This is a genomic window from Nitrospira defluvii, from assembly GCF_905220995.1.
GTDB lineage: Bacteria > Nitrospirota > Nitrospiria > Nitrospirales > Nitrospiraceae > Nitrospira_A > Nitrospira_A defluvii_C.
Map to the genome: position 1 here is coordinate 244,323 of NZ_CAJNBJ010000016.1, position 24,143 is coordinate 268,465.

Annotated in this window: 13 protein-coding genes; 2 read left to right on the plus strand and 11 right to left on the minus strand. The window is 60.2% G+C overall.

Annotated elements, in window-relative coordinates; translation table 11 throughout:
* Positions 1 to 17: 17 nt before the first annotated feature.
* Together KJA79_RS12765 and KJA79_RS12770 are read left to right on the plus strand one after the other, a co-directional pair.
* Entirely contained in the window at positions 18 to 335 is a 318-nt protein-coding gene (locus KJA79_RS12765; protein WP_213042436.1) for a hypothetical protein, read from the plus strand.
* 110 nt (positions 336 to 445) lie between these two features.
* On the plus strand, positions 446 to 1,207 hold the full coding sequence (locus KJA79_RS12770; protein WP_213042437.1) for a DsbA family protein: 762 nt from the start codon (positions 446 to 448) through the stop codon (positions 1,205 to 1,207).
* A gap of 192 nt (positions 1,208 to 1,399) precedes the next feature.
* Here the strand turns inward: KJA79_RS12770 and KJA79_RS12775 are convergent, their stop codons facing one another.
* The 11 genes from KJA79_RS12775 to KJA79_RS12825 all read right to left on the minus strand — a co-directional run bounded on the left by KJA79_RS12775 (position 1,400) and on the right by KJA79_RS12825 (position 23,987).
* Complete coding sequence (locus tag KJA79_RS12775; RefSeq protein WP_213042438.1) at positions 1,400 to 6,283, minus strand: multicopper oxidase domain-containing protein; 4,884 nt, start codon at positions 6,281 to 6,283, stop codon at positions 1,400 to 1,402.
* Positions 6,284 to 6,764: 481 nt separating this feature from the next.
* Entirely contained in the window at positions 6,765 to 8,183 is a 1,419-nt protein-coding gene (locus KJA79_RS12780) for a sigma-54-dependent transcriptional regulator (protein ID WP_213042439.1), read from the minus strand.
* Complete coding sequence (locus KJA79_RS12785; protein WP_213042440.1) at positions 8,159 to 10,192, minus strand: sensor histidine kinase; 2,034 nt, start codon at positions 10,190 to 10,192, stop codon at positions 8,159 to 8,161. The genes KJA79_RS12780 and KJA79_RS12785 overlap by 25 nt, the downstream gene beginning before the upstream one ends.
* Positions 10,193 to 10,263: 71 nt before the next feature.
* Entirely contained in the window at positions 10,264 to 11,070 is an 807-nt protein-coding gene (locus KJA79_RS12790) for a PepSY domain-containing protein (RefSeq protein ID WP_213042441.1), read from the minus strand.
* A 1-nt stretch (position 11,071) separates the two neighbouring features.
* Positions 11,072 to 11,881 (minus strand): DUF4198 domain-containing protein, encoded by an 810-nt coding sequence (locus KJA79_RS12795; protein WP_213042442.1) that lies wholly within the window; start codon positions 11,879 to 11,881, stop codon positions 11,072 to 11,074.
* Positions 11,882 to 11,927: 46 nt separating this feature from the next.
* A complete protein-coding gene (locus tag KJA79_RS12800; RefSeq protein WP_213042443.1) occupies positions 11,928 to 14,354 on the minus strand; it encodes a TonB-dependent receptor domain-containing protein in 2,427 nt (808 codons plus the stop codon).
* A 373-nt stretch (positions 14,355 to 14,727) separates the two neighbouring features.
* Complete coding sequence (locus KJA79_RS12805; RefSeq protein ID WP_213042444.1) at positions 14,728 to 15,663, minus strand: FecR family protein; 936 nt, start codon at positions 15,661 to 15,663, stop codon at positions 14,728 to 14,730.
* Between the two features lie 164 nt (positions 15,664 to 15,827).
* Complete coding sequence (locus KJA79_RS12810; RefSeq protein WP_213042445.1) at positions 15,828 to 16,349, minus strand: RNA polymerase sigma factor; 522 nt, start codon at positions 16,347 to 16,349, stop codon at positions 15,828 to 15,830.
* Positions 16,350 to 16,540: 191 nt separating this feature from the next.
* A complete protein-coding gene (locus KJA79_RS12815; RefSeq protein ID WP_213042446.1) occupies positions 16,541 to 19,642 on the minus strand; it encodes a multidrug efflux RND transporter permease subunit in 3,102 nt (1,033 codons plus the stop codon).
* Positions 19,639 to 22,752 carry a multidrug efflux RND transporter permease subunit gene (locus KJA79_RS12820; RefSeq protein ID WP_213042447.1) on the minus strand — a complete coding sequence of 1,038 codons (3,114 nt, stop codon included), beginning with the start codon at positions 22,750 to 22,752 and terminating at the stop codon, positions 19,639 to 19,641. Before KJA79_RS12820 ends, KJA79_RS12815 begins: the two co-directional genes overlap by 4 nt.
* Positions 22,749 to 23,987 carry an MdtA/MuxA family multidrug efflux RND transporter periplasmic adaptor subunit gene (locus KJA79_RS12825; protein WP_213042448.1) on the minus strand — a complete coding sequence of 413 codons (1,239 nt, stop codon included), beginning with the start codon at positions 23,985 to 23,987 and terminating at the stop codon, positions 22,749 to 22,751. The genes KJA79_RS12820 and KJA79_RS12825 overlap by 4 nt, the downstream gene beginning before the upstream one ends.
* Positions 23,988 to 24,143 lie beyond the last annotated feature (156 nt).

The window sequence follows — 24,143 nt, forward strand, 5'->3', positions numbered from 1 at the left end:
CTAGGTCCGATTCAACCGTGAACGCGGTATGGTACCTGATGCTCCCTCTGGTACTTGGCGTCATCATCCTCGTCTTCCCCTGTATGATGCCGACGGGACTCGCGGTTGCGGCCCCGGCCGCGGAAGCCGCCCTGCTTGGCGGCACGGTTGTCTCGATCGACCAGGAGACCCTGACGCTCACCATTCTGTTCCCTTCCGGGGAATCGCGCGCCCTTCCCGTGCGTGACGCTCGCGTCCTGCACGGCCTGACTGTCGGCGACCATGTCACGTTCGAGATCAACGAGGACAACAAGCTCGTCAAGATCACCAAGCTGCCCACTGACCCGGCGAACTGACCGCGCCATTCTAGGGATCGGCAGCACCCCCCGACCGCAATTCTTGTATAATGCCCGGCTACAGCACGGCACTCCACGACGTGCTCCACATTGATTCAACGGGAGGCCTCATGAAACCGGGCACCGATCGCGTTGTCGTTCTGGCTGTGTTCTTCTTTGCTTCATGGTGGTCCTTGGTTCCCGTGAACGCCTGGCCGGCTGAACCGATCACCGATCCCCTGACAGGACCAATGCTGGAACAGTTCATTGAACGCTACATCCGCACCCATCCTGAAGTCATCGAACAATCCCTGCAGGCGTTGGAAAACAAACGGGCGGCTGAGGAGCAACAACGGCAGAAAGCCGCAATTGCGACCCACCAGCAGGAGTTACTCAACGATCCGAACTCCCCCATCAGCGGAAATCGAACCGGTGACATCACAGTCGTGGAATTTTTCGATTATCGCTGTGGGTATTGCAAACGAGCGGCTTCCGCGCTGACTGAGCTCCAACAACGGGATGCCGGCATTCGGGTCGTCTATAAAGACTTCCCGATTCTCGGCGAGACGTCCGAACTGGCCGCCAAAGCAGCGTTGGCCTCACATCTGCAAGGGAAACACCAGGCTTTTCATGAAGCCCTGCTGGCCACGAAAGAGGATCTTACCAAAGACCATGTGTTTCGCATCGCCAAATCGACGGGATTGGATATCGAGCGGCTCGACAGAGATCTCAATAGACCAGAGTGGCAAACGGTGATCGATCGCAACCGTAGTCTCGCGAAGACCCTCGGTATCAGCGGCACACCGGCGTTTATCGTCGGCACGGAGTTGGTACCGGGCGCCATGGATTTGAAGATGCTGGAAAACCTGGTGGCACAGGTACGCGGCAGATAACGACCAGCCTTCATGCCCGGTCCGACAGCATGGCTGTCTCAATGCTCCCAGCCCACGATCAAACCGTTCCGATATTTCCCTGGTCAAAAAACAACTGCGGGAGAGCACCTGGGCTCTCCCGCAGTCTGGTGATTAGGACCGGCGCTGCATCCTTCGGCGGCCTCCCCGTGAGGGAAAGCCGCCGTCCTCACCCTATTGGATGGGATTCGACGCGCGAGAGACAATGGGATCTCCCGCCTCGGACCCCGCCCGCTTGATCGAAGGCGCCTGCTGACTCAACGGGAGGATTCGTTGATCGTCCACAGGCAACACCTTCAATAGCCCCCATTGCCCAGATTGGGCATAGGGCAACCGCTGGTTGCTCCACACATAATCACCCGGCAGACGGAAACTTCCGCCTGCGGCAGGGATAAAGGCATCCAGCGATTCCGACGCTGAGAACTCCACGACGCTGATCTGATCGGCGCCGCGCATGAACGGCTCAATCGGCCATTCATGTTTTTCCACACTGAACATGCCATTTTGTTCATTGCTGGCACCGAACACATGGATGCGCACGGGATCTCCCGCATGCGCTTCGATGAGCGGCGTGGCAATGCTCTCCGGCTTGTCCACCGAACATGGCTGGAACACCTTGCCCAGCGTGCATCCGCTGGCTTCTCGGAACTTATAGGGTTCCGAACGGTAGTTCACGGCCGTCAGTCCCGCCGTGTTTTGCACGTAGGGCATGAAGCTCGTTCCGATGATGTTGTCTTCATCCTGGAAGAACAGCGCCACATCGCGGTAGTTCTGGCGATGTTCGTAGCCCTGAATCGTCCGATCCACAATGACATCGGCGACCCAGCTGTTCTTCGTGGAAATATCCGCGCCGGTCTTCGGATCGCGATAGGTCGCCCCCTTGGGTCCGATCACGATACCCCCGTAGAGGCCGTTGCGCGGATTGGTCATGACATTCCCCCAATCCCACACGAGAGACGCGGTCTCCCCGATGAACGGATCGGCATAGTAGGTATAGACGCGGCTCTCCCCCGGGGCGACCGTTTGCTCGCCCGGATTGTTGCCGACGTTCGCTCCCAGGGAATCCTTTGGATCAAAGGCCAGGCCCAGCGCCGAGAAGGATGCACGGCCCTGCTTCATCTTGTTGCTCAACTTCACCTTGAGACAGTCCCCGACGTTCGCGCGCAACGTCAGCGGCATCGGCTGAAGGCCGGACGCCACCGTCGCGACATCCTCATCCAAGACGTAGATCTTGGCATCAGGATTGACCATCTGGATGGTCCGCTCGAAGTCGACCTCGATGGCATCCGGGGCCTTCGGGTTCAACTTCATCGACGGGAAATCGATGGCCGACACATTGAAATTCTTCACCGGCGCATCGGCAGGACAGACCGCCGGGGCCTGAGGAATTTCGTTGCGGCCGCTGTATCCGGCAGGCAACTTCTGCAGATCCGTTACGTCCTTATCGAGGACGCGCAAGATACCCCAAGCGCCTTCCGAGAACTTGGATGAACGACCATTGAAGTGGATGTAGTCACCCGCCTGCAATCGTGGTCCGCCGGCTTGCGGCACGACCAGGTCGTATCGTTCCGCGATACCGACATGGATGGAGTTCTTCCGGTTGGCATCGCCGGCATACCGCTCGGTCAGATAGGTATGACCGGACAGGGTCCAGACCATGCTTTCGTTGGTCATCGTCTGCAGCAACCGGAACACCACGGTATCCCCCAAATAGGCTCGCACCATGGGTGTGTACGGATCGCCGTGCACGGTGCTGCTGAAGAGTTTTGACGGGTCCGGATTCGCCTTCAGGCGACCGCTGATCGGCTCCGCCCTGAAGTTGAGACTGCCACCCGTCGTATGGGTCCCGCCGTTCAGGAACGGCATGGGCGTCATCTTGATGTGGTCTGGAATCGGGAACGAGATCGTCTTTCCTGCTTCCAGGGCCACTTCCACCGGCTGCCCAGGAGGATTGCCCGCCGTCACGATATTGATCGTGTGCGGCACACTGTCGTTCAACTGCACCAGCAACTCACGGAAGCTGCCGTTCACCCCGTAGCCCACCGGCTCCGCGGTGCGGATGTCCGCCAACGGACCGCTCCGAATCGGCGCTCCGGTCTTCGGATTGTGATAGGTCGATCCGACCGGCTCAACAATCATCGTGCCGAATCCGCCGTGGCCCCAGGTAATCCGGCCCAACGCATGGTCGTGCCAGAACACGGTGCCGACATCGGAATCCACCCAGAAACGCTGCCGGACAAATTCCACCGTCACGATATCTTTTACGGGATGATCGTTCTTCAACGGCCGAACGAGTGTGATCTCGTTGCCCTTGATCGACTGGATCCGTCCCACCTCATTCCCGCCGACGTTATCCGCACCGATGAGAATCTCGATGCCCGGATGATACTGTGCGGCGTTCTTCAGGGTGATCACGCGATCGCCCTTCTTCCCCGCCTTCGTGAAGATCGTGTTCAAGGGCAAGGGCAAGCCCTTGTCCGTCTTCTTTTCCAGCATGGTGAACGGACGCACCGACTGTTCGTTCGAGAAGCCGGTGATCACGCCGTCCGACGACTGGTTGTCGAACTGCAGGAAGTGCCAATGGGTGTTGACCTTCGACGCGTGGAAATTGCCGAAATCGTCGTCGTCCCATTCGCTAGTCAACATCCAATCGACGCAATCGTAGATATTCGACCGCACGACCAACGGGAACTTGAGATCGTTGTTCTTCCGAATGGCCGCTTCCTCTTCATGCAACACATAAATCAACCCGCCCTCATCCATGATGGCCGGGGTGTCGCCTTGTTTGTCGGCAAGCATCATCGGCGTATGGATGAAGTGCACGTTGTATTTCTTCGAGCCGGCATTCTCGGGACACAGGCTCCAGCGTCCGTTCTCACCAGGCTTGGCGGGATAGGAACTCGGCTGGCCGTCCTCATCGAGATGGATCATCTCCAACCAGGGGGACGGATTGTGGCTCTTTGAGAACGGCACGCGACGACCGAAGTGCGGCTTCAAGTGTGGCCAGGAGACTTTCCCGGTCAACGGCTCGAACACGATCGGCAGCCGCTCGCCCGGATGGGCCGACTGGTAGCGTGGATTCGGCACCGTATTCTCCGGCTCGGTCATGGCGCGAGTACCCTGCCAGCTCCAGTTCAACACGCTGGCATCATAGGAGCGGGTCTGATCGCGCTCATCCTTCTTGTGGCCTGGAAGCCCCTGCGGCGGGAACTGCATGTCGACCCAGTCCTTGATGGTCACGATGGCCGGGTCGGCCTTCCAATCAGTCTTGCCCTTCTCGATGATCTTGAACTGCTTGCCGAACCAATCGACGGTCTTGCCGATCAGCTCGTCCGACGTGACACCCACCTTGATGCGGCCCTTGCGGTCCGGCAACTCCAGCAGATCCGGCATCACGTCATTGTGATTCGCACCCTGCTGAATGGTGTTGTACACACGCCAGTATCCCCACATGCCCGCGATGTAGTGATGCGCCACGTGACAGTGAAACAGGAAGTCTCCGGCCAACTGTTGGCAGAGACCGGATCCGCACTCCGTTTCCAGATCCATGGTCTCGGACGGACCGATAACTTCCACGTCGACGCGATCGGACTTCGTCCGGATCACGGGATATTTCACGGGACCGTTCTTGGCCGCATGCCACAATGGCATTTCGTCGATAGCGCGCGGACTCCGCGGCCAACGAATCGATCCGCCGTGCGGATGGTGCGAGTGGAACACTTCGGAACCACCGTGGACCAGCCGGAACTTGGCCGGGTCACCGAGGTAGCTGCGCGGAATGGTCGTGGCCGGATCGCCGAATGTATAGGCGCTGTACGCCATGGACTCATCTTCGAAGCCGAAGTATTCGTGCTGCGTCTGCATATTGTCGACGCCGAACGGCTCGCTACGGTAGTTCAACGCGCGGGCCACCGGACGATACACGTCGGTAAGCGGATCGCGCTGCGGGATGAAGTCGCCCTTCTTGTTCAATGGACGGAACGCTTCGTCGCCGACTTCATGATAGAACAGCACGAATTCCCGGAAGTCAGGGCCGCTGCCGTTCTTGATGATTGCCTGCCAGCCGCTCTTGGTCGGTTGGGGATCGCCCGTTCCCAACGGTTCGAGGTACTCAGACCCTTTTGGCTCGATCACGAAGGACCCAAAGAGGCCCATCACGGTCAACTCACGATCGTTGCTATAGGAATGGAATTGGCGGCTACCCTCCTGCTGAGTCGGGGGGATGTACCATTCCATCTCCACGGCTTTGCCCTTGGCCGCAATGCTATCGGGATTGGTGGTCGTGGCCGGCTGTCCCGTAGCCGACATGACCATGCTGGAACCATGAATGTTCAGGCTGACTTCTTCATCACCCTCCAGCTGATTGCGGAGCGTCAACTTCACGCAATCACCTTGATTGCCACGAAGGACCAGGGGCTGAATGAACTGATTCTGCAATCCGTTGGTGACGCCGCCCGGATCGTAGCCTTCCTTGTCCCGCGCCTCTTTATTCTTCGTCTCTTCGGCGCGGACCTTCTCAATGTTCTCGGTCAGCGTGTACATGTAGCCTGGATAGAAATCGAGCCACATGTTCAAGGTGATTTCCACATTGATCGCCGACACGTCGTAGGAGCGGACCGGCGCACTGGCCGGACACTTCCCGCCCATTGACGAGACGGGCTCGGCCCCGCTGTTCGACATCAACAACAAATCTTGGTTGCCGGCGCCGTACTGGTGCAGCATGTTGACGTTGTTGTACTGGCCGCCCGTCCGCTGCACTTCGGCATCATGGACCAACTGCTCGTTGATCTTGTCCATAATGCGTTGGTGCTGGCGCTCCATCATCGCGGTGCGCTCGACATGACCTTCCTGCGCATCCTCGACAATGGTCTGTCCCTTCAACTGCTCAGCCCATGCCGGTTGATTATGGGCAGCCGCATGCAGCTCCGGCGCCGCTGCCGAGGCCACTTGGAACGCCCCGGCACAGACCGATGGAAGCATGACTCCCAACAGGAGCTTCCAGGCCGCTTGGGCCCTGCGCTGACTGACTTTTTTAGGCCCGCTACGTACCGATCTCATTAGACCTACCTCCTCTTGAAACCATACAACCTCCGCACCCCACTCTCTGCCATCAACCTCGCGTCGCGCACGGTGCAGGCCCGTGAAGGCCTGCACCTCATGGAGTGGAAACACCAGGAGGCCGGTCCTTCGGTTCCCACACCCTTGATCCGCGACAAGAGCACGATGGTGCACCCATCGAATAGCCATGCGCACAAAAAGACGGCGGTACTTAGAGCAACTCTCGTTCCAGATTGCTCGAGACTGGAAACTCAAACTTTGTTGGAAATTTCAGACAGTGGCAGGGAGAACGGAAAAAGAAATGGGGCGCCGTCGCCCCATCGACAAAACGAAATCAGCGAAAATCCATTGAATTAAAAGGGGCTATCGGACTGTCCGAAACTTTTGCCCCAATGGGACATTGACGCCCCATCGAGAAGCAGAGGATAAGAGCCAAATCAGGCACCGTGAATCCCCACGGTGAGTCGTGACAGGAAACGGATCAGGAGCGTTCGCGCAGCCCGTGTTTCTTGACCATCCGCTCGATGGTCTTCCGATCAACCCCGGCCTCCCGCGCAGCCCGGCCCATGTGGCCGTCATGTCGCTTGAGGAGATCGATCAAAAAACTCCGCTCGAACGTGGTGACTGCCGCCTGCTTCGCATGTTTAAAAGAACCGGCCTCTCCCAACACCGCCTCATCGGCGACAACCTGGCGCAAGCGTTCGGGCAAATGCGCGGCTGTAATCAGCGGGCCATCGGCCAGCACGGCCGCCCGTTCAATGACGTTTTGTAACTCGCGCACATTCCCCGGCCAGGCATACCCGCACAACAACTCCGTGGCTGTGGGGTCCAGATCCGGGGCAACGCCCGGAGCTGAGCCCTGCTGCTTCATGAATCGCCGGAGAAATTCACGCGCGAGCATTGGAATATCACCCTCCCTCCTCCGCAACGGCGGCAAGACGATGGGAATGACATTCAAACGGTAATACAGGTCCTCGCGGAACTCTCCGCGTCGGCATGCCGCTTCAAGATCCTGGTTCGACGCCGCGATCACCCGCACATCGACATCCAAAAATCGGATGCCGCCGACCCGCCGCATCTGCCGCTCCTGCAACACCCGCAACAATCGCGACTGTAAGGTCTGGCTCATCCCGCTGACCTCGTCCAGAAACACCGTCCCGCCCGCCGCCACTTCGAACAATCCCGGCTTCGAGACATGTGCGCCGGTAAAGGCGCCCTTCTCATGGCCGAACAGTTCCGATTCCAGGAGCGTATCGGGCAACGAGACGCAGTCCACCGGGATGAAGGGTCGGTCTGCCCGCAAACTGGCGTCGTGGATCGCGCGCGCAACAAGTTCTTTGCCTGTTCCACTTTCCCCATAAACAAGCACATTGGAATGGGTGGGCGCGACCTTGTCGATCAAACTGAACACCGACTCCATCGCAGGGCTTTCCCCGATGACTCGCGACAGGCCCGTCCGCTTTCCGGTGCGGCTCTGATCACGCAAGGCCGCCACTTCACCCGCTCCCGCTGCCGTCGGAACTCCCCCCCCATCCTCGCCGAATGCACGCCGGGCCACTTGCAGGAGGTCGGTACTCGTAAACGGCTTGGTGATGTAATCAAACGCGCCATACCGCATGGAGGTGACTGCCGTCTGCACCGTGGCATGCGCCGTCAACAGCACGACCTGTACCGACGGATCAAAGCGTTTGGCCGCAGCCAACACTTCAATCCCGTCGAGATCGGGCATGCGCAAATCCGTGAGAATCAGCCCGGGCCGCTCGCGCTGAATCACATCGAGGGCGCGAGTGGAATTACACTCGGTCAGACAATCGTACGGCCCACGACTGAGAATCCGGCGACAATTATCGAGCGCATCCTGCTCGTCATCGACGATCAGGATTTTTCCTGCAATCCCCATGGTACTCCTTCACGCATGCTCTCGCCGAGCCCCACCGCCGGCAAATACACATCGAAGACGGCGCCGACCGTGTCGTTGCGCACCTCGATGCGTCCGCGATGGTCCGAGACAATTCCATAACTCAAGAACAACCCCAAGCCCGTCCCCTGGCCGGCCGGTTTGGTGGTAAAAAAAGGATCGAAGATACGGTCCACGATCGCGGCCGGCACACCCGGTCCGTTATCCGACACGCTGACCCGTACCCACTCGTCCCCATTGAGCTGCATCCAGGCGGTACGCACGGTCACCACCCCGTGATCTCCACAAGCGATCACGGCGTCGATGGCATTATTGAGCACATTCAGCAACACCGTTTCCAACCGGTCGCGGTCTCCCATCACCGGGGGCAACTCCGAAGCCAATTCCGCCTTGATGCGGACGGAGAGCGCCGCCACTCGTTCCCCCGCCATGGCCACGCAGGTACGCGCCACGCAGTTGAGATCCAGCGGCTTCAGCATCGACACAGTCCCTCGGGAGAAGGTCAAAATACTCCGTGTCACGCGGGAGATGCGTTCCGCTTGTGAGCGAATCGTGAGCAGATCGCGGGCGACCTCCGCCGAAATGTTCGACTGGGCGGCGTCGGCCTCCATACATTCAATCCGGTTCAAAATGATGCTCAGCGGATTGTTGATTTCATGCGCGATGCCGCTGGCGACCTTGCCCAGCGTCGCCAGCCGTTCGGACAACTCCAGTTTCCTCATCTGCCGCGTAATTTCCGCCGTTTTCTCCTCCACCCGGTGCGTCAATTCGGCGTTTAAGGATTCCAATTCGGCGCGCGACGCCTGCAACCGGTCGGCCATGCGGTGCACCGCGACGGCCAGCTCCTCAAATTCATCGCCGGTTTTGACATCGAGCGGTCCATCGTAGGTGCCGCGACTGATCGCCTCGACGCCGGTCTTCAGCACCTGAATCGGTCGGGCAATTCTGGTCGCCACATAGCGCCCCATCGCCCAGAGAAGCCCGACCATGACCAGACCGATCGCCGCGAGATTTCTCAGCTGATCGCGGATCGGAGCATAACTCTCCACGGGTTGCTGCCGCACAAAGATGTGCCAGGTGTTATCGGGCAACATCAGGCCGGTGACAGGCGCAAATCCCACCACCGTGTCTGTCCCGCCATGGCCGTCGTCATCCGCAATCCCCCATCCGGGCCCGGCTGACACGATCATGGTCATCAGTTGCCCGGGAATGCGATGCGCTTGACGGGGAAGAATGGGGCAGACGAGCGGCTCCCCTGCCGCATTGAACAGCATGGCATGACCGGTCTGCCCGATGCGGATCTGATTGATCATGCCGAAGAGGGTATCGAAACGGTAAGAGGCTTTGACGGCACCGATCACGGTGTGATGCCGGTCATCGAGGATGGGAACGGCGATATCAAACGTTTCTTCCGGCGTTCGAAATGAGCCCACTTGCGCGGGCATCATTCCGCTCAGGTAGACATGGTCGATGCCTCCCGCACGCACCGCTTCCCACCAGGGCTCCCCGCTGAATGAGTAATGATCGGGCTCTGAACTCGAAGCAACCAGCGCTCCGTATTGGTCGACAATCAGCAACCCGACGAGTTTGTCGCCGCTTCTGACTTTGGTATCGAGAAGAAACCGCGAGAGATCTCGATGGAGGAGTTGCGCGGCGGCTCCCTTCCCCTTCTCCCAGACCTGCGTACGGGTCTGGATGATGCGCTGGGTGTCTGCAGGGTCTTGCGGATAGGAGGCGTTGGCCGCCTCAACTGGCTGGCGGACTCGCAATGGTGCGGACCCCAACAGCCGAACGGCCTGGATCTCGCTTTGCACCAGCATCGTCACCCGGTCAGCGGCCTGGATCGCCACGGCTTGCAGGTTGCCGCCGATGACGTCACGCAGCGACTGCATGCCGGACATGTAGGCGAGGACCAGCCCGATCAACAACGGAATACAACCCACCAACACGATGGCGAGTACAATACGGCCCTTGATGGTACGAATCGTCATCCCCACCCCAGAGGAGACATTCTAAACAACCGGCGGAAGAAAACGCCACCGTACCGTCAGCCGGCCGACGATCAAGACAGGCGAGAAACCTCCTTTGGTTCGCCCGCTGAATGGGCCGTGAACAACGACTGATCCCGAGCGAGCATCGCCGCGCGCGACCGGCGAACCCGGGCACGATGAAGCAGCCATAAGGCGCCGCCCGACAGGCTCATCAGGAAAATGGGCACACCCGGAATGTTGAGCAAGGTCTTCTCAAACCCGAAGAAGTTCAGCTGGTGCAGTTGCATCACGGCAAAATGCACCCGCCGCCATCGACCTTCGTCCTCGAGGATCTCCCCCGTCTGCCGGTCCAGAACGATCTCCGTGGCATCCGCATCGTCGAAGCGTACCCGCACTGCATCCTGAGCCCGTTTCTTCTTGCGGGGCGTGTACCGCTCAAGTTCCACACCCGTCACCGTTGCCGGCGTCCGCACATACTGCTGCGCAATCACCGGCGCCAGGTCCGGTGAAATCGGCGAGAGACGCTCGCCGGTCTTGGCATCGAACAAGAGCGTGGTGGACACCCCATCAACCCGCAATTTGAGTTCATAGAACAGGCGGCCGAAATCCGACCGCAGCAGCACCTGTTCAACCAATGCCCGCCCGCCCACGGCCTCCTTGGCCAGGACGATCGCTCGATCCACCGGCAGCGTAGCCGTTTCCAGCGACGGGCCAGGCAGCGGCCGAACCTTCTCCTTATAATGGTCATCCCAATAGAGAAATTTCGCATCCGCCCACAACAGGCCGGTGACGACGGAGAGCAAGAGAAAGCCCAACGCCCCCATGCCAAGCCAACGATGGGCCAGTCTCATGATCCGTTCAGATGCACCGCGACTCATGTTATTGCTCCGCGGGGCGCTCGGCCCGCACCTGCAGCGCCAAGGTGCTGCGATGGCGTAATGCCTCATAGGTCGTCCCCTCGAACTCCCCTGGTGTCTTTTCGACATGAATCATCTCCAGCACATATCGACCGGGCCAGAGCGGCGTGAAGGACACGATGCCATCGGCATCCGTTTTGAGCTCCTTGTCCCAACCATTCGGCGCATGTACCAACACTTGCGTCCCCGGGAGACGTTGGCCATTAAAGAGCGCCTTCACCACGATCTCGCCGCCGGGCCCTGGGGTCACGCGGCCGGAGGCAAGATTCAGCCCTGTCGTCAGCGGGATCAGGTCCAGCGCCAGTGGTGTCGAGTGATCCCGTTCGTGCTCATTGACCCGGCCCTCTTCCAGACAGACGAAATAGGTCCTGGCGTAGAACATCGGCTTGACGATGCCCAGGTCATGCTTGCGCAGATCCTGCACCGGCGCTTTCGCCTGTTCCACCACCACCGCGTTCCGCCCTGGCACACAGGATGAGAGGGCACCCGCAAAGTGGTTGATCTGCTTCGTCAGCTGGACGTCGGTCTTCCCGCGCTTCGGATCTTGCACGCGCAGTGTGACGCCATCGATCGAATCGAGCCGCCCCCCACGCTCTTCCCGTAAGAATTCGGCATATTCACCGAAGTACACCTTCACTGGCTGTCCCTGTTCAGCGGGTGCCGTGGCTTCCGTCTCCACCCAGACGAAATGGGCCTCCGCCGGAATAGCTTCCAACAACCCTGCCATCAATAGGATGCCCCACAATCCACGATTGACGATGTTGCGATTCATCAGCGTGACTCCTTTCTCAATGTCGGCCGTACACCACAGCTTCTTTTTAGAATCTCCATGAGACACCGCCGTAGAAATTCCGGATTTCACCGGGCTGAATCCCAATGAAACTGCCGGTGGTCCGTTGTGCAATAAATGACTCATCCGTCAGATTACGCACACCGGCGAAGATGGCCCACTTCGCCTTCGGCGGGGCATAATTGAACCGGAGGTTCCAGATCGTATAGGAAGGGATGGCGCCGTTCGTTCCCAGGGCATTTTCTGTCTGGGTATTTGCGCCGTCGGTAAATTGCTGCGCGATATACATGGCATCGGCTTCAATCGACGCACCGGTTGGGTGGTAATATCCCACCAATCCGTAGAAGGTCATGCGCGGGGCATAGGGAAGGTCTTTCCCATCCGTCGCACCGAACAGCGATTTCGGCCGTAAGAGTGTGATGCTGCCCCTGGTGACAAAGCCTTGCAGCGGGCGAACCATTTCGCCCCAATCGAGGCTGACGGTGCTCTCGATTCCCTCCATGAGTGTCTTGCCGGCGTTCACGAACCGGCTGCCTTGCTGGACAATCTGATTGCTGAATTCGGTGCGAAACAACGCAACTTCGGCACTCACACCAGGCACGAGGATGGACCGGATGCCGACATCTGAACTCAACGCGCGCTCTGCTGAGAGGTCTTGCGTGGTCCCGCTCGTTGGATCGACCGCATTGGCGAAGGTCGGTGGCCGGAATGTCGTGTGGACATGACCGAACAGCATGCTGTCAGGGGTGAGTTGATACTTCACCCCTGTCCCGTAAATCAGGCCTTGCGTCGTTTTGTAACCCTTGAAGTTCCCTCCCGCCGGTGGGACCGCGTTCATCGTCTCACGACTCTGATTGACCTGCTCCCACCGGATGCCCGGGGAAATGGTGAAGGCTTCGGTCAGGCGAATGGCCGTTTCCGTATAGGCGGCATAGGCCACCGATTCCAGATCGGCGTTGTTGGTCGTGCGACTGATCTTTGAACCGGCTGTCCCGATTCCGGTGATGTCGGTCAGACGCTCGGCGTGATACCGAACGCCGGAGGTGATCTGTTGATCCAATCCAAACAGTGAGAATTTGAACTGATGTTGCGGCATGACGCCGAAGACATTGAACTTGCGCAAAAAGTTCGTGCTGGTGGAGAGCAGCGTGCCGTTAGCAGCTTGGTCCTGGATATACCAATTTCGTTCGAACACGTTGCCGTAGACGATGATCTTGGCCGTGTTGTGGGCATCGATCTCCCGGCTTGCCGTCACGTCGATGGCTCCACGCTGACCTTTGAATTCATCATTCGGTTTGCCCGCCAATGTGCGGTCGTTCCGGTATTGACTGGGCGTAATGCTTCCGGGTGTCTGCGTCGTTTCGTCGTACCAGGAGATGTTCGTCGTCATGCGGGTCCGATCATCAGGGTTGGCTTCGAATCGCATCGTGAAATCATCCAACTGCGATTTGCTTCGGTCTCTGAAACCGTCTGATTGGCGCCGGAGGTAGCCGAGCTGCGCGCCGAAATTTCCCCAATGGCCCCCGTACTGAGTGTCAGACTGAAGCAAATTGAAACTGCCGAACGTATTCGTGGTGGAGAACATCGGTGTGGTGGGAATCCGCTTCTGAATGAAATTAATGAGGCCACCCTGGGTATTGGGTGAATAGAGCACCGTGGCTCCGCCTTTGATCACCTCGATATGGTCGATCCGTTCGATCGGGACCATGTAATACGTCGAGGCATCTCCAAAGAGGGCCGGCTGTAGGGGAATATCGTCCATCATCAACAGAATATTTTTGCTGCGCCGGGGATCCATGCCCCGGATGCCGATATTGGGCCGCAACCCCTGGCCGTATTCGTCCAGCACGTTGACACCGGGAACGCGTCGCAACATTTCGTCTGCGTTTTTCGGCCGAGCTCGCTGGATCTCCTCGCGAGTGACGACATTCACCGCTCCCGCGATGTCCTTGACGGATTCCTGATCCGGCTCGTTCCGTTCGTGCACGTCTTTCACCACAATTTCAGGGACGACCACGGGCTTGACGGCGACCGGGGATTCCGATGATGGGACACGACTCGCGTTCGCGGCGGGGCTGTGACTCTTTCCAGCCGGTGCCGGTGAAAGAATGGAACGGCCTGCCCGCTCCAGCGTCACCGTATCGACGCTGGTAAAACGGAATGAGAGTCCGCTTCCAGCCAATAATTCCGACAAGGCCTCTTCCGGCGTATAGAGCCCGGCGACCTCGCGTGACATCCGTCCCAACGTCACATCGTCGGGAAAGCTGACCTGCAGACCGGACGTCAAAGCAAAGTCGCGCAATGCCGTGTTCAGGGGTTGTGGCGCAATCTGATAGTGGATTTTTTGTCTGGGTTCCGGGCCGGCATTCGTATCATCGCCCTGCGCGTTGGCGTGACCGACACCCGCCGAAGTGAATGCCAGCATAACGAGAAGGAGCAGGATGCGCAGATTCATGGTCCAGAAGGCCTCAGAGCATCCTCCCCATGAACGCATAGACGCACCTGAGTAACAGGAACTGTTCCGCATTCAAACCTCCGTCGGTGGACTTCGAGGAGAGGGGCTCCCTGCTCCTCAATGGTGGTGTTCTCCCTGTGCCTGGACGTATGGCAAAGAGAAAATCCCCCCGGCAGGGTCAAGAGGGAACGGAATTTTTCGCGGCAGGCAGAGAAACGCTGAAAGGGAGGCCAGCGCTGATGAGCACGCGTCAGGCATGGCCGCGCAACGGCACAGTAAGCCTCTGAGGTTCACGACGCGCTGAAGCGCACGCGTCACGCCTGTGCACACCGTCAAGACGGTGAAGCGGCCGCGACCTGCGGACACACGCGGGCTAGCGAATTACGATCAGATGGTCCGTGAGTCGAACCATATGAATGGGCAGCGTATCCGCCAGCGTGGTGATGACGTGGGACGGATCGGCAAGGTTATAGATGCCGGTGACCGGGAGCGAGCGCAGGGCGGGATTCCAGATGAGGATATACCCGTGATGGTACCGGGCCAGATCATGCACGACATCGGACAGGGGTGTGCGGACGAACACCAGGCGACCGTGCATCCAGGCGGCCACAGCAGTCGTGTCCACGCGATCGATCGCCCCGGCACCATTCGGGCCGACGGACACCTGATCGCCTGCGGCCAATCGAACGGCGGGATCCGATCGTCTCCTCCCGTCGGCAACCAGCACCGAACCGTTCAGCACGGTGACTTGCACATTCGTGTGACGATCCTGAACCACAAATTCCGTCCCGACGGCCGTCGTGGCCACCCCGCGACTCTCAACGGTAAACGGCCGCTCTGCATTCGGTTGAACGGCAAAGAAGGCCTCTCCTCGCAACAAGTCCACGTGCCGCCGATCGGGCGCATACCGAACCGCGATCGCGCTGTCGGTATTCAACCTGACGGTTGATTGATCAGGAAGTGTCACGACACGCTGCTCTCCGACATCCGTCGAATAGTCGGAATGGATCCACATCAAGATCGCATCGCTCCAGAGCGCCATCCCGACGAGCAGGAAGACGGCTGCGGCCGCCATGCTTCCCCGGCGCCAGACAAGGCCGGCCGACCGCCGTGCCGCATCGACCGCACCGCGCGGCATGCGCTCGAACGCGGCGCGTTGCAATTCTGGTGCGTGCCACAGCGCCCGAACCCGCTGATAGGCGCGCGCATGCGCCGGACTTTGGGCGCACCATTCGTCCAAGCGTCGGCGGTCGGCCTGAGAAAAACCGGCGGCGGCCTCGCGAATAAACCAGACGGTCGCTTCTTTCATGACTTCAGGATCGGGCGGTAGGGGCCCGGCTCCAAACGGCGAACGGTTGTCTTCAGGTCGCATGTGGCCCATGACAGATCGGAAAACCGGGGACGTGAGAGCGATCGGTGCACTATAGGCTCTTCTCTTCGACGTGTCAGCTCGCTCTTTTCCCCCTTCTCCCGTCACGCAGGCAGGTCTTCGGACGGCAACGCGTCCTGACAGCAGATCATGGCTCTCACGAGATGTTTCTCGACCGCACGTTCCGACATCCCCAGTTGCGTCGCAATTTCCTGGTAGGAATACCCGTACACCCTCCGCATAGCAAAGACAGTTCGCGTGCGATCCGGGAGCGTGGACAGCGCCTTCTCCAGCGTGGCCACCAACTGCTTGTCATAGGCCTGGGCATCGACGGGTCGTGACTCGGTGGGAACCTGTTCGGCCTCTTCCAGCGACGTCTGCCGCTGGCCGCGGAACTTTTGCTTTCGAAAATGGTCCAGGGCCAGATTAGTCGCGGTCCGAAACAAGAAGGCGCGGGGGGAAACGATGATGTGTGAGGTGGGAACATCGGCAAGACGAATGTAGGCTTCCTGGGCCAGATCAGCTGCCGTTTCCTGGCATCCGACCATGCGCCGTAGCATGGCTAGGAGATCGCGCTGATGCTCATGAAACAAGCGTTCCAGATCGATCGAGGGTGAGGCGCTCATGTCGTCGTTTCTCTGGATCAATCGGTGCGGCCGACGTGTCGTGCTCGGCGGCCTGCGATGCCCGGCACTGGTGACACTGAGGGCGCCAGCCTAGTACCTCCCAGGGGAAAAGAGAATGATCGAATTCCTGATCGGCCAGGCGAGGCCTTGATTGTGAGGATGGACGTCGCGGGAGCGGGATTGTCGGTCCCTCAGGCGGCAGGATGGAGGGAAGCGGCCCTGGCTCGCACCCAGCGCAACCGCAGGCGATCGAGGAACAGGTAGACAACAGGCGTCGTGTACAGGGTCAGGACCTGACTCACAAGGAGGCCTCCGACGATCGCAATGCCCAACGGACGCCGCAATTCCGACCCCACCCCCGTGCCCAGTGCCAACGGGAGCGCGCCCAACAGGGCTGCCGCCGTGGTCATCATAATCGGACGGAACCGGAGCAAACAGGCTTCGTAAATCGCCGCCTGGGGAGTCTTGCCCTCCCCCATGCGTTCGCTCTGCAAGGCAAAATCGATCATCATGATGGCATTTTTTTTCACAATGCCGATCAAGAGCATGATCCCGATCAAGGCGATCATGCTCAGTTCGGTCTTGAACAACAGCAATGCGAGCAACGCCCCGACGCCGGCCGACGGAAGGGTCGAAAGAATCGTGAGCGGATGGATGTAGCTCTCGTACAGAATCCCCAACACAATGTAGACCGTGACGAGGGCCGCCAGAATCAACCACGGCTGATTTTCCGCGGACGACTGAAATGCTTTGGCGGTTCCCTGGAAGGTGCCGCGCACGCTAGTAGGCAGACCGATGTCATGCATCGCTTGATCGATCGCCGCCACGGCCTCGCCGAGCGACGCGCCCGCCGCCATATTGAACGACACGGTCACTGCGGGGAACTGCCCCTGGTGATTGACGGACAAGATGGCATTGGCCGGCTCATACCGGGTCACCGCACTCAACGGCACCTGCGCCCCGCTGGGCGAGCGCACATAAATTTCATGGAGCGCGGCAGGGTTCTGCCAGTACTGCGGGGCGACCTCCATCACAACATGGTATTGATTGAGCGGCGTATACATGATCGACACCTGCCGCTGGCCGAATGCATCGTAGAGCGTGTCGTCGATCAATTGAGGCGTCAGGCCGAGTCGCGACGCCGTGCTCCGGTCGAACACGACCAATGACTGCTGGCCACGGTCCTGCTGATCGCTATTTACGTCCACGATTTCCGGCAACGTCCGCAACTTGCTCTCGACTTTGGGTGCCCAGGTGTTGAGTTCGTCCAAGTCCACGCTCTGGAGGGTATATTGATATTGCGCGCTGCTCGCCCGCCCGCCGATGCGCAAATCTTGTATCGCCTGCAGATACGTCGGCGCACCCGGAACCTTTGCCAACTTGGGGCGCAACCGGGCAATCACCTCCTCGGAACTCATGCCCCGCTCTTCGAGCGGCTTCAACGCGATGAACATCCGACCGGTATTCGTCGTGCCGGAATGACTCCCGCCGCCGGTGAATCCCGTGATGCTCGCCACCGCCGGATCACTCTTGATGATTCCCACCACCTCGGTCAGCTTGTCGCGCATGGCTTGGAATGAAATATCCTGCGCGGCGCGGATGTTGCCGAAGAGGCGTCCTGTGTCCTGCTGCGGAAAGAACCCTTTCGGCACGAGAATGTACAGATAGATCGTGAGAGCCATCGTTGCCAAAGTCACCACGAGCATCGTACGGGGATGCCGGAGCACCCAGGCCAGACTCGCCGCATACCCTCGCGACATCGCATCGAAGCCCCGCTCGCTCAGGCGATACCACCACCCATGGCCGGCGTCCGCCTCCGGCTTTAACACCCGCGCGCACAACATGGGAATCGTCGTCAGCGACACCACCAATGACACCCCGATCGCCACCGAGAGCGTCACGGCAAACTCACGAAACAAGCGGCCCATCATCCCGCCCATCAGAAACACCGGAATGAACACCGCTACCAAGGAGAGGGTCATCGACACCACCGTAAACGCGATGTCCTTCGCACCTCGTAAGGCCGCCTCCATGGCCGGCACGCCCTGCTCACGATAACGCGTGATGTTTTCAAGCACCACGATCGCATCGTCGACTACAAAGCCGGTGGCGATCGTCAATGCCATCAGGGACAGGTTGTCGAGGCTGTAGTTGAGGAGATACATCACGCCGAACGTGGAAATCAGCGACACCGGGACCGCCACCGCCGGGATCAGGGTGGCACGCACATTTCGGAGAAACACGAACACCACTAGAATTACCAGGGCTACGGAGATGGCCAGGGTTCGCTCCACATCGTGAAGAGAGGCGCGAATGACGGGAGTCCGGTCCATGACGATCGACAACGACATGCTGCCCGGCAGCGATGCTTCCAACTGCGGCAACCGTGCGCGAAGTCGATCCACCGTGTCGATGATGTTGGCATCAGGCTGCCGGTAGACGATCACCAACACCGCCGGGATTCCGTTCGCCACGCCCATGGTCCGCAAATCCTCGACCGACGATTCCACCGACGCCACATCGGACAGATGCACCGCCCGCCCGTTGCGATAGGCCACGATCAACGGCAAATACTCCTCCGCCTGGTGCAGTTGATCGTTGGTCAGAATCTGCCAGGTGCGGTCGGCGGCGGTCAGCTGCCCCTTCGGACGATTCACGTTCGTACTGGTCAGCACCTCACGGACGTCCCCCAGGCCGATGCCGTACTTATTCAGCGCCGTCGGATTGAGATCGACCCGAATCGCGGGCAGCGACCCACCGCCCACGGCGACTTGGCCGACGCCTTCGACCTGCGACAGCTTCTGCTGCAAGATGCTGGAGGCCGCGTCGTACATTTGGCCGCGGGTGACCAGTTCGGAGGTGATGGCAAGAATCAGGATGGGACCGTCGGCCGGGTTCACGATGCTGTAGCGAGGAGCGCTGGGCAGATTCGGCGGAAGGTCCACACGGGAGGCATTGATCGCCGCTTGCACGTCGCGCGCGGCGCCGTCGATATCGCGGCTCAGTTCGAACTGGAGCGTGACGTTGGTCCCGCCCATCGTGCTGGAGGAGGTCATCTCCGTCACTCCCGCAATCCGGGTGAACTGCCGCTCCAGCGGAGCCGCCACCGACGAAGCCATCGTCTCAGGACTGGCCCCCGGCAACGAGGCCGACACGTTGATCGTCGGGAATTCAACCTGGGGTAACGCGGCAACCGGAAGGAACGGAAACGCCACGATCCCGATGAACGTCGCCCCGAGGGTCAGTAACGTCGTGGCAACCGGACGTCGGACAAAGGGCGCCGAGATGTTCATGGACGACCTATCGGCAACGCATTGCCCACGAGGCCCCGCTCAGGGCTGCGGCGGAAACGCGCCGCCAACCGATCCAACGCCAGGTACACCACCGGCGTCGTATAGAGGGTCAGGAGCTGGCTCAAGATCAACCCGCCGACGATCGCGATGCCCAGCGGACGTCGCAGTTCCGATCCGACCCCAGACCCCATCGCCAGCGGCAGGGCCCCGAAGAGCGCGGCCATGGTGGTCATCATGATGGGGCGAAACCGCAAGAGCCCGGCCTCATAAATGGCTTGCTCCGGCGGCTTGCCTTCAACGCGTTCGGCCTCCAATGCAAAATCGATCATCATGATCGCATTCTTCTTCACGATGCCGATCAACAGGATGATGCCGATCAGCGCGATGATGCTGAAATCCATCCGAAACAATAACAGAGCCAAGAGCGCGCCGACGCCGGCGGAAGGCAGCGTCGAGAGAATCGTGAGAGGATGAATGTAGCTCTCGTATAAAATGCCGAGGACGATGTACACGGTGATCAGCGCCGCCAGAATGAGCAGCGGCTCATGCTCCAGGGAGCTTTGAAACGCCTGTGCGGCGCCCTGAAAATTCCCGCGGATGCTGGCCGGCAACCCCAACTCCTGCGTCACCTGCCGGATCGCCGCCACCGCCTCGCCGAGCGAGCCACCGGGCGCAAGGTTGAACGAGATCGTGACCGCAGGAAACTGTCCCTGCCGGCTGATCACAAGCGGCACCGTGGTTTCCGTCACCCGGGTGAAGACGTTCAACGGCACGGATCCTCCGCTGCCTCGCACTTCCAACGCCTGCAACGCCTCCGGGCCCTTCTGAAACTCCGGCATCACCTCAAGAATCACGCGATACTGATTCAGCTGCGTGAACATGGTCGACACTTGCCGCTGCCCGAACGCATCGTACAAGGTGTCGGTGACGACCTGGGGGGTAATCCCCATGCGGGAGGCGGTATTCCGATCGATTTCCACCAGGGACGCGAGTCCTTGCGTGAGCTGATCGCTGCTCACATCGCGCAACTCAGGCCGCTGTTGCAGACTCTCCAGCAGTTTTGGCGCCCAGCGGTTCAACTCCTCCGGATCGGCGTCTTCCAACGTGTATTGGAACTGGGTCCGGCTGACCCGGTCTTCCACAGTGAGATCCTGCACAGGCTGCAAATGCAGCGTCAGCCCCTCCACCGCGGCGACGCGCGCCTCGAGTCGCCGGATGATGTCGCCGGCACTACCCGACCGTTCCTGGAGCGGTCTGAGGTTGATATACATACGCCCGCTGTTCAGCGTCGTATTGGTTCCGTCGACGCCGATGAAGGACGTAAGACTTTCCACGGCCGGCTCTTCTAGAATCGCTCGCGCCATCACCTGCTGCCGTTCGCTCATCGCGTTGAATGAGACAGACTGCGGTCCCTCCGTGATGCCGAGAATGACGCCGGTATCCTGAAGCGGGAAGAAACCCTTGGGGATCAGGACGTACAACGCCACCGTCACGGCCACCGTCGCACCCGTCACCAGCAACGTGGCGCGCTGCCGGCGCAACACCCATTGCAAGCTGCGCCCATAGCCGGCGATGATGCGTTCCAACATCCGCTGGGAAGCCCTCGCCACCGGACCAAGGTGTGCTTCGCGCCGCTCTCGCAAGAGCCTCGCACACATCATCGGGGTCAGGGTCAGAGAGACGACCGCCGAAATCAGGATGGTAATGCTCAGTGTCACGGCGAACTCGCGGAACAGACGCCCGACCACATCACCCATGAACAACAGAGGGATCAGCACCGCGATCAGGGACACAGTGAGCGACAAAATAGTGAAGGCGATCTGCTGCGAGCCCTTGAGCGCGGCCTGAAACGGTGACTCCCCTCGCTCGATATAACGCGCGATATTCTCGATCATGACGATGGCATCGTCCACGACGAAGCCGGTAGAGATCGTTAGCGCCATCAACGTCAGATTGTTCAAACTGAATCCCAACAGATGCATCACGCCGAAGGTCCCGACGAGGGACAGCGGCACGGCCACGGCCGGAATCACCGTCGCGGGCAGCGTGCGCAGAAACACAAAAATCACCAGAATCACGAGCGCCACGGCTAGAACCAGTTCCACCTGCACGTCACGGACCGTCGCGCGAATTGAGGTCGTCCGATCGGTCAGCACCGACACCAGCACCGAAGAGGGCAAGGTCCCCTGCAGCTGCGGCAATAAGTCCTTCACCCGGTCGACGACTTCAATCACGTTCGTGCCCGGCTGACGCTGGATATTGACGATCACCGCCGGAATCTCGTTCATCCAGGCGGCTTGTTTGGAATTCTCGACGTCGTCGATGACCTCCGCGACCTCCGACAGACGAACCGGCGCTCCATTGCGATAGGCCACGATCAGCGCCCGATAGTCCTTGCTGGCAAACAATTGATCCGTGGCATTGATGATCGAGGCACGCCGAGGCCCGTCGAACCCGCCCTTCGCCTGATTCACGTTCGCCGTCGCCACCACCGTACGCAGGTCCTCCAGGGTCAGCCCATAGGCGGCCAGCGCGCGCGGATTCGCCTGGATGCGCACGGCGGGACGCTGCCCTCCGCTGATGCTCACCAGCCCAACACCGGACAACTGTGAAATTTTCTGTGCGAAACGGGTTTCCGCCAGATCCCGCACTTGAGGAAGCGGCAGCGTGGCCGAAGTCAGGGCCAGCGTCAGAATCGGCGCATCCGCCGGATTCACCTTGTTGTAGACCGGCGGCGCCGGAAGATCACGCGGCAGAAACGCGGCCGCGGCGTTCATCGCCGCCTGCACCTCCTGCTCGGCAATATCCAGCTCGATGTCCAGACTGAATTGCAGCGTGACAATCGAGCTCCCGCCCGAACTGCTGGACGTCATCTGGTTCAAGCCGGGCATCTGCCCGAACTGGCGCTCCAGCGGCGCGGTAATCGAAGAGGTCATGACGTCCGGCCCGGCGCCGGGGTAGAACGTCAACACCTGGATGGTGGGATAATCGACTTGCGGCAGGGCGGAGACGGGCAACTGGCGGTACGCGAGGGCGCCGGCCAAGAGAATGGCGATCATCGTCAAGACCGTCGCCACCGGCCGGACGATGAAGAGCCGCGAGGGGTTCACGTTCGATTCCCTTCCGGGCGCCGTTCCCCTCCGGGCGCCGGCCCCTCCTGGCCTGCCGGAACCGCGCCCGCCGCAGGCCGCAGGTCAACCTTGCTGCCTTCGCGCAACTTTTCAGTGCCGTCAATCACGACGACCTCGCCCGAGGCCAGCCCGGTCTCAATCGCGGCTTCTTCTCCCTGTGTCACGCCCACGGTGATCGCGCGCACGCTGACGGTGTGTTCGGCCTCGTTGACCACATACACGAAGGTCCCCTTCGGTCCGCGCTGCACGGCGGCGGATGGAACCACCACGGCCCCTTGTTTGGTATCCAGCAGGAGTCGCGCATTCACAAACTGGTTAGGGAAGAGCGCCCCGTCTTCGTTCGCAAAGACCGCCTTCAAGCGCACGGTGCCGGTCGTCGGATCGATTTGATTGTCCACGGTCAGCAAGGTCCCGGTCGCCAGCTTGCGCTTTTGCTCGCGATCAAAGGCCTCCACGACCAGGGGCGTGCCGGCCTTGAGCCGTTGAAAGACCGCCGGAAGATGATCCTCCGCCAACGCGAACACCACCGTGATGGGCTGCAACTGCGTGATCACCAGCAACCCATTGGGATCGTTCGCGTGCACGATATTGCCCGGGTCGACGAGGCGCAACCCCACTCGCCCGTTGATCGGCGCCGTGATACTCGAATACGTCAGCTGCAGTTTCGCGTTATCGATTTGCCCCTGGTCTGCCCTGACGATCCCCTCATACTGGCGCACCATCGCTTCTTGCGTATCCAGCTGTTGCTTGGGAATGAAGTTCTGTTTGAACAGATCCCGGTATCGCTCCAAATCCAACTGCGCATTTTTCATCTGCGCCTGATCGCGGGCCATTTGCCCTTCCGCCTGAATCAGCTGTACTTCAAAGGGACGCGGGTCGATCTGCGCCAGCAATTCGCCGCTCCGGACGAGTTGCCCTTCCTTGAAGAGCACGCGCATCAGCTGCCCGTCCACGCGACTCTTCACCGTGACCGTATTCATGGGAATGACCGACCCCAGGCCGTTCAGATAAATATTGAGGTCGCCGGTTTTCGCCGTGGCCGCCACGACCGGCGTATTGCGCGCGGCCGGTGACGGGCGTTTCTCCGCCTGACGCGGTTGCGCCTCCCCGGACCTGGTCATCAACACATAGGCCCCGACCGCAACCAGACAGGCTGCGGAGAGTCCGATCAACCAGCGCTTCAGCAGCGTCGCAAATCGCACGGATTCAGCCATTGCTTTGCGTCCTTCCGTCCCCTGACATGCCGATCGTGCGGCAGAGGTTCTGCCCTAACAGTGTCTCCCGCCACGACCATCGGCTCGGCCTCCGTCACCGGAATTGGAAGCCCCTGGCCTATGCCCGTCCCATCATACCCTATCCACCGGGCGGTC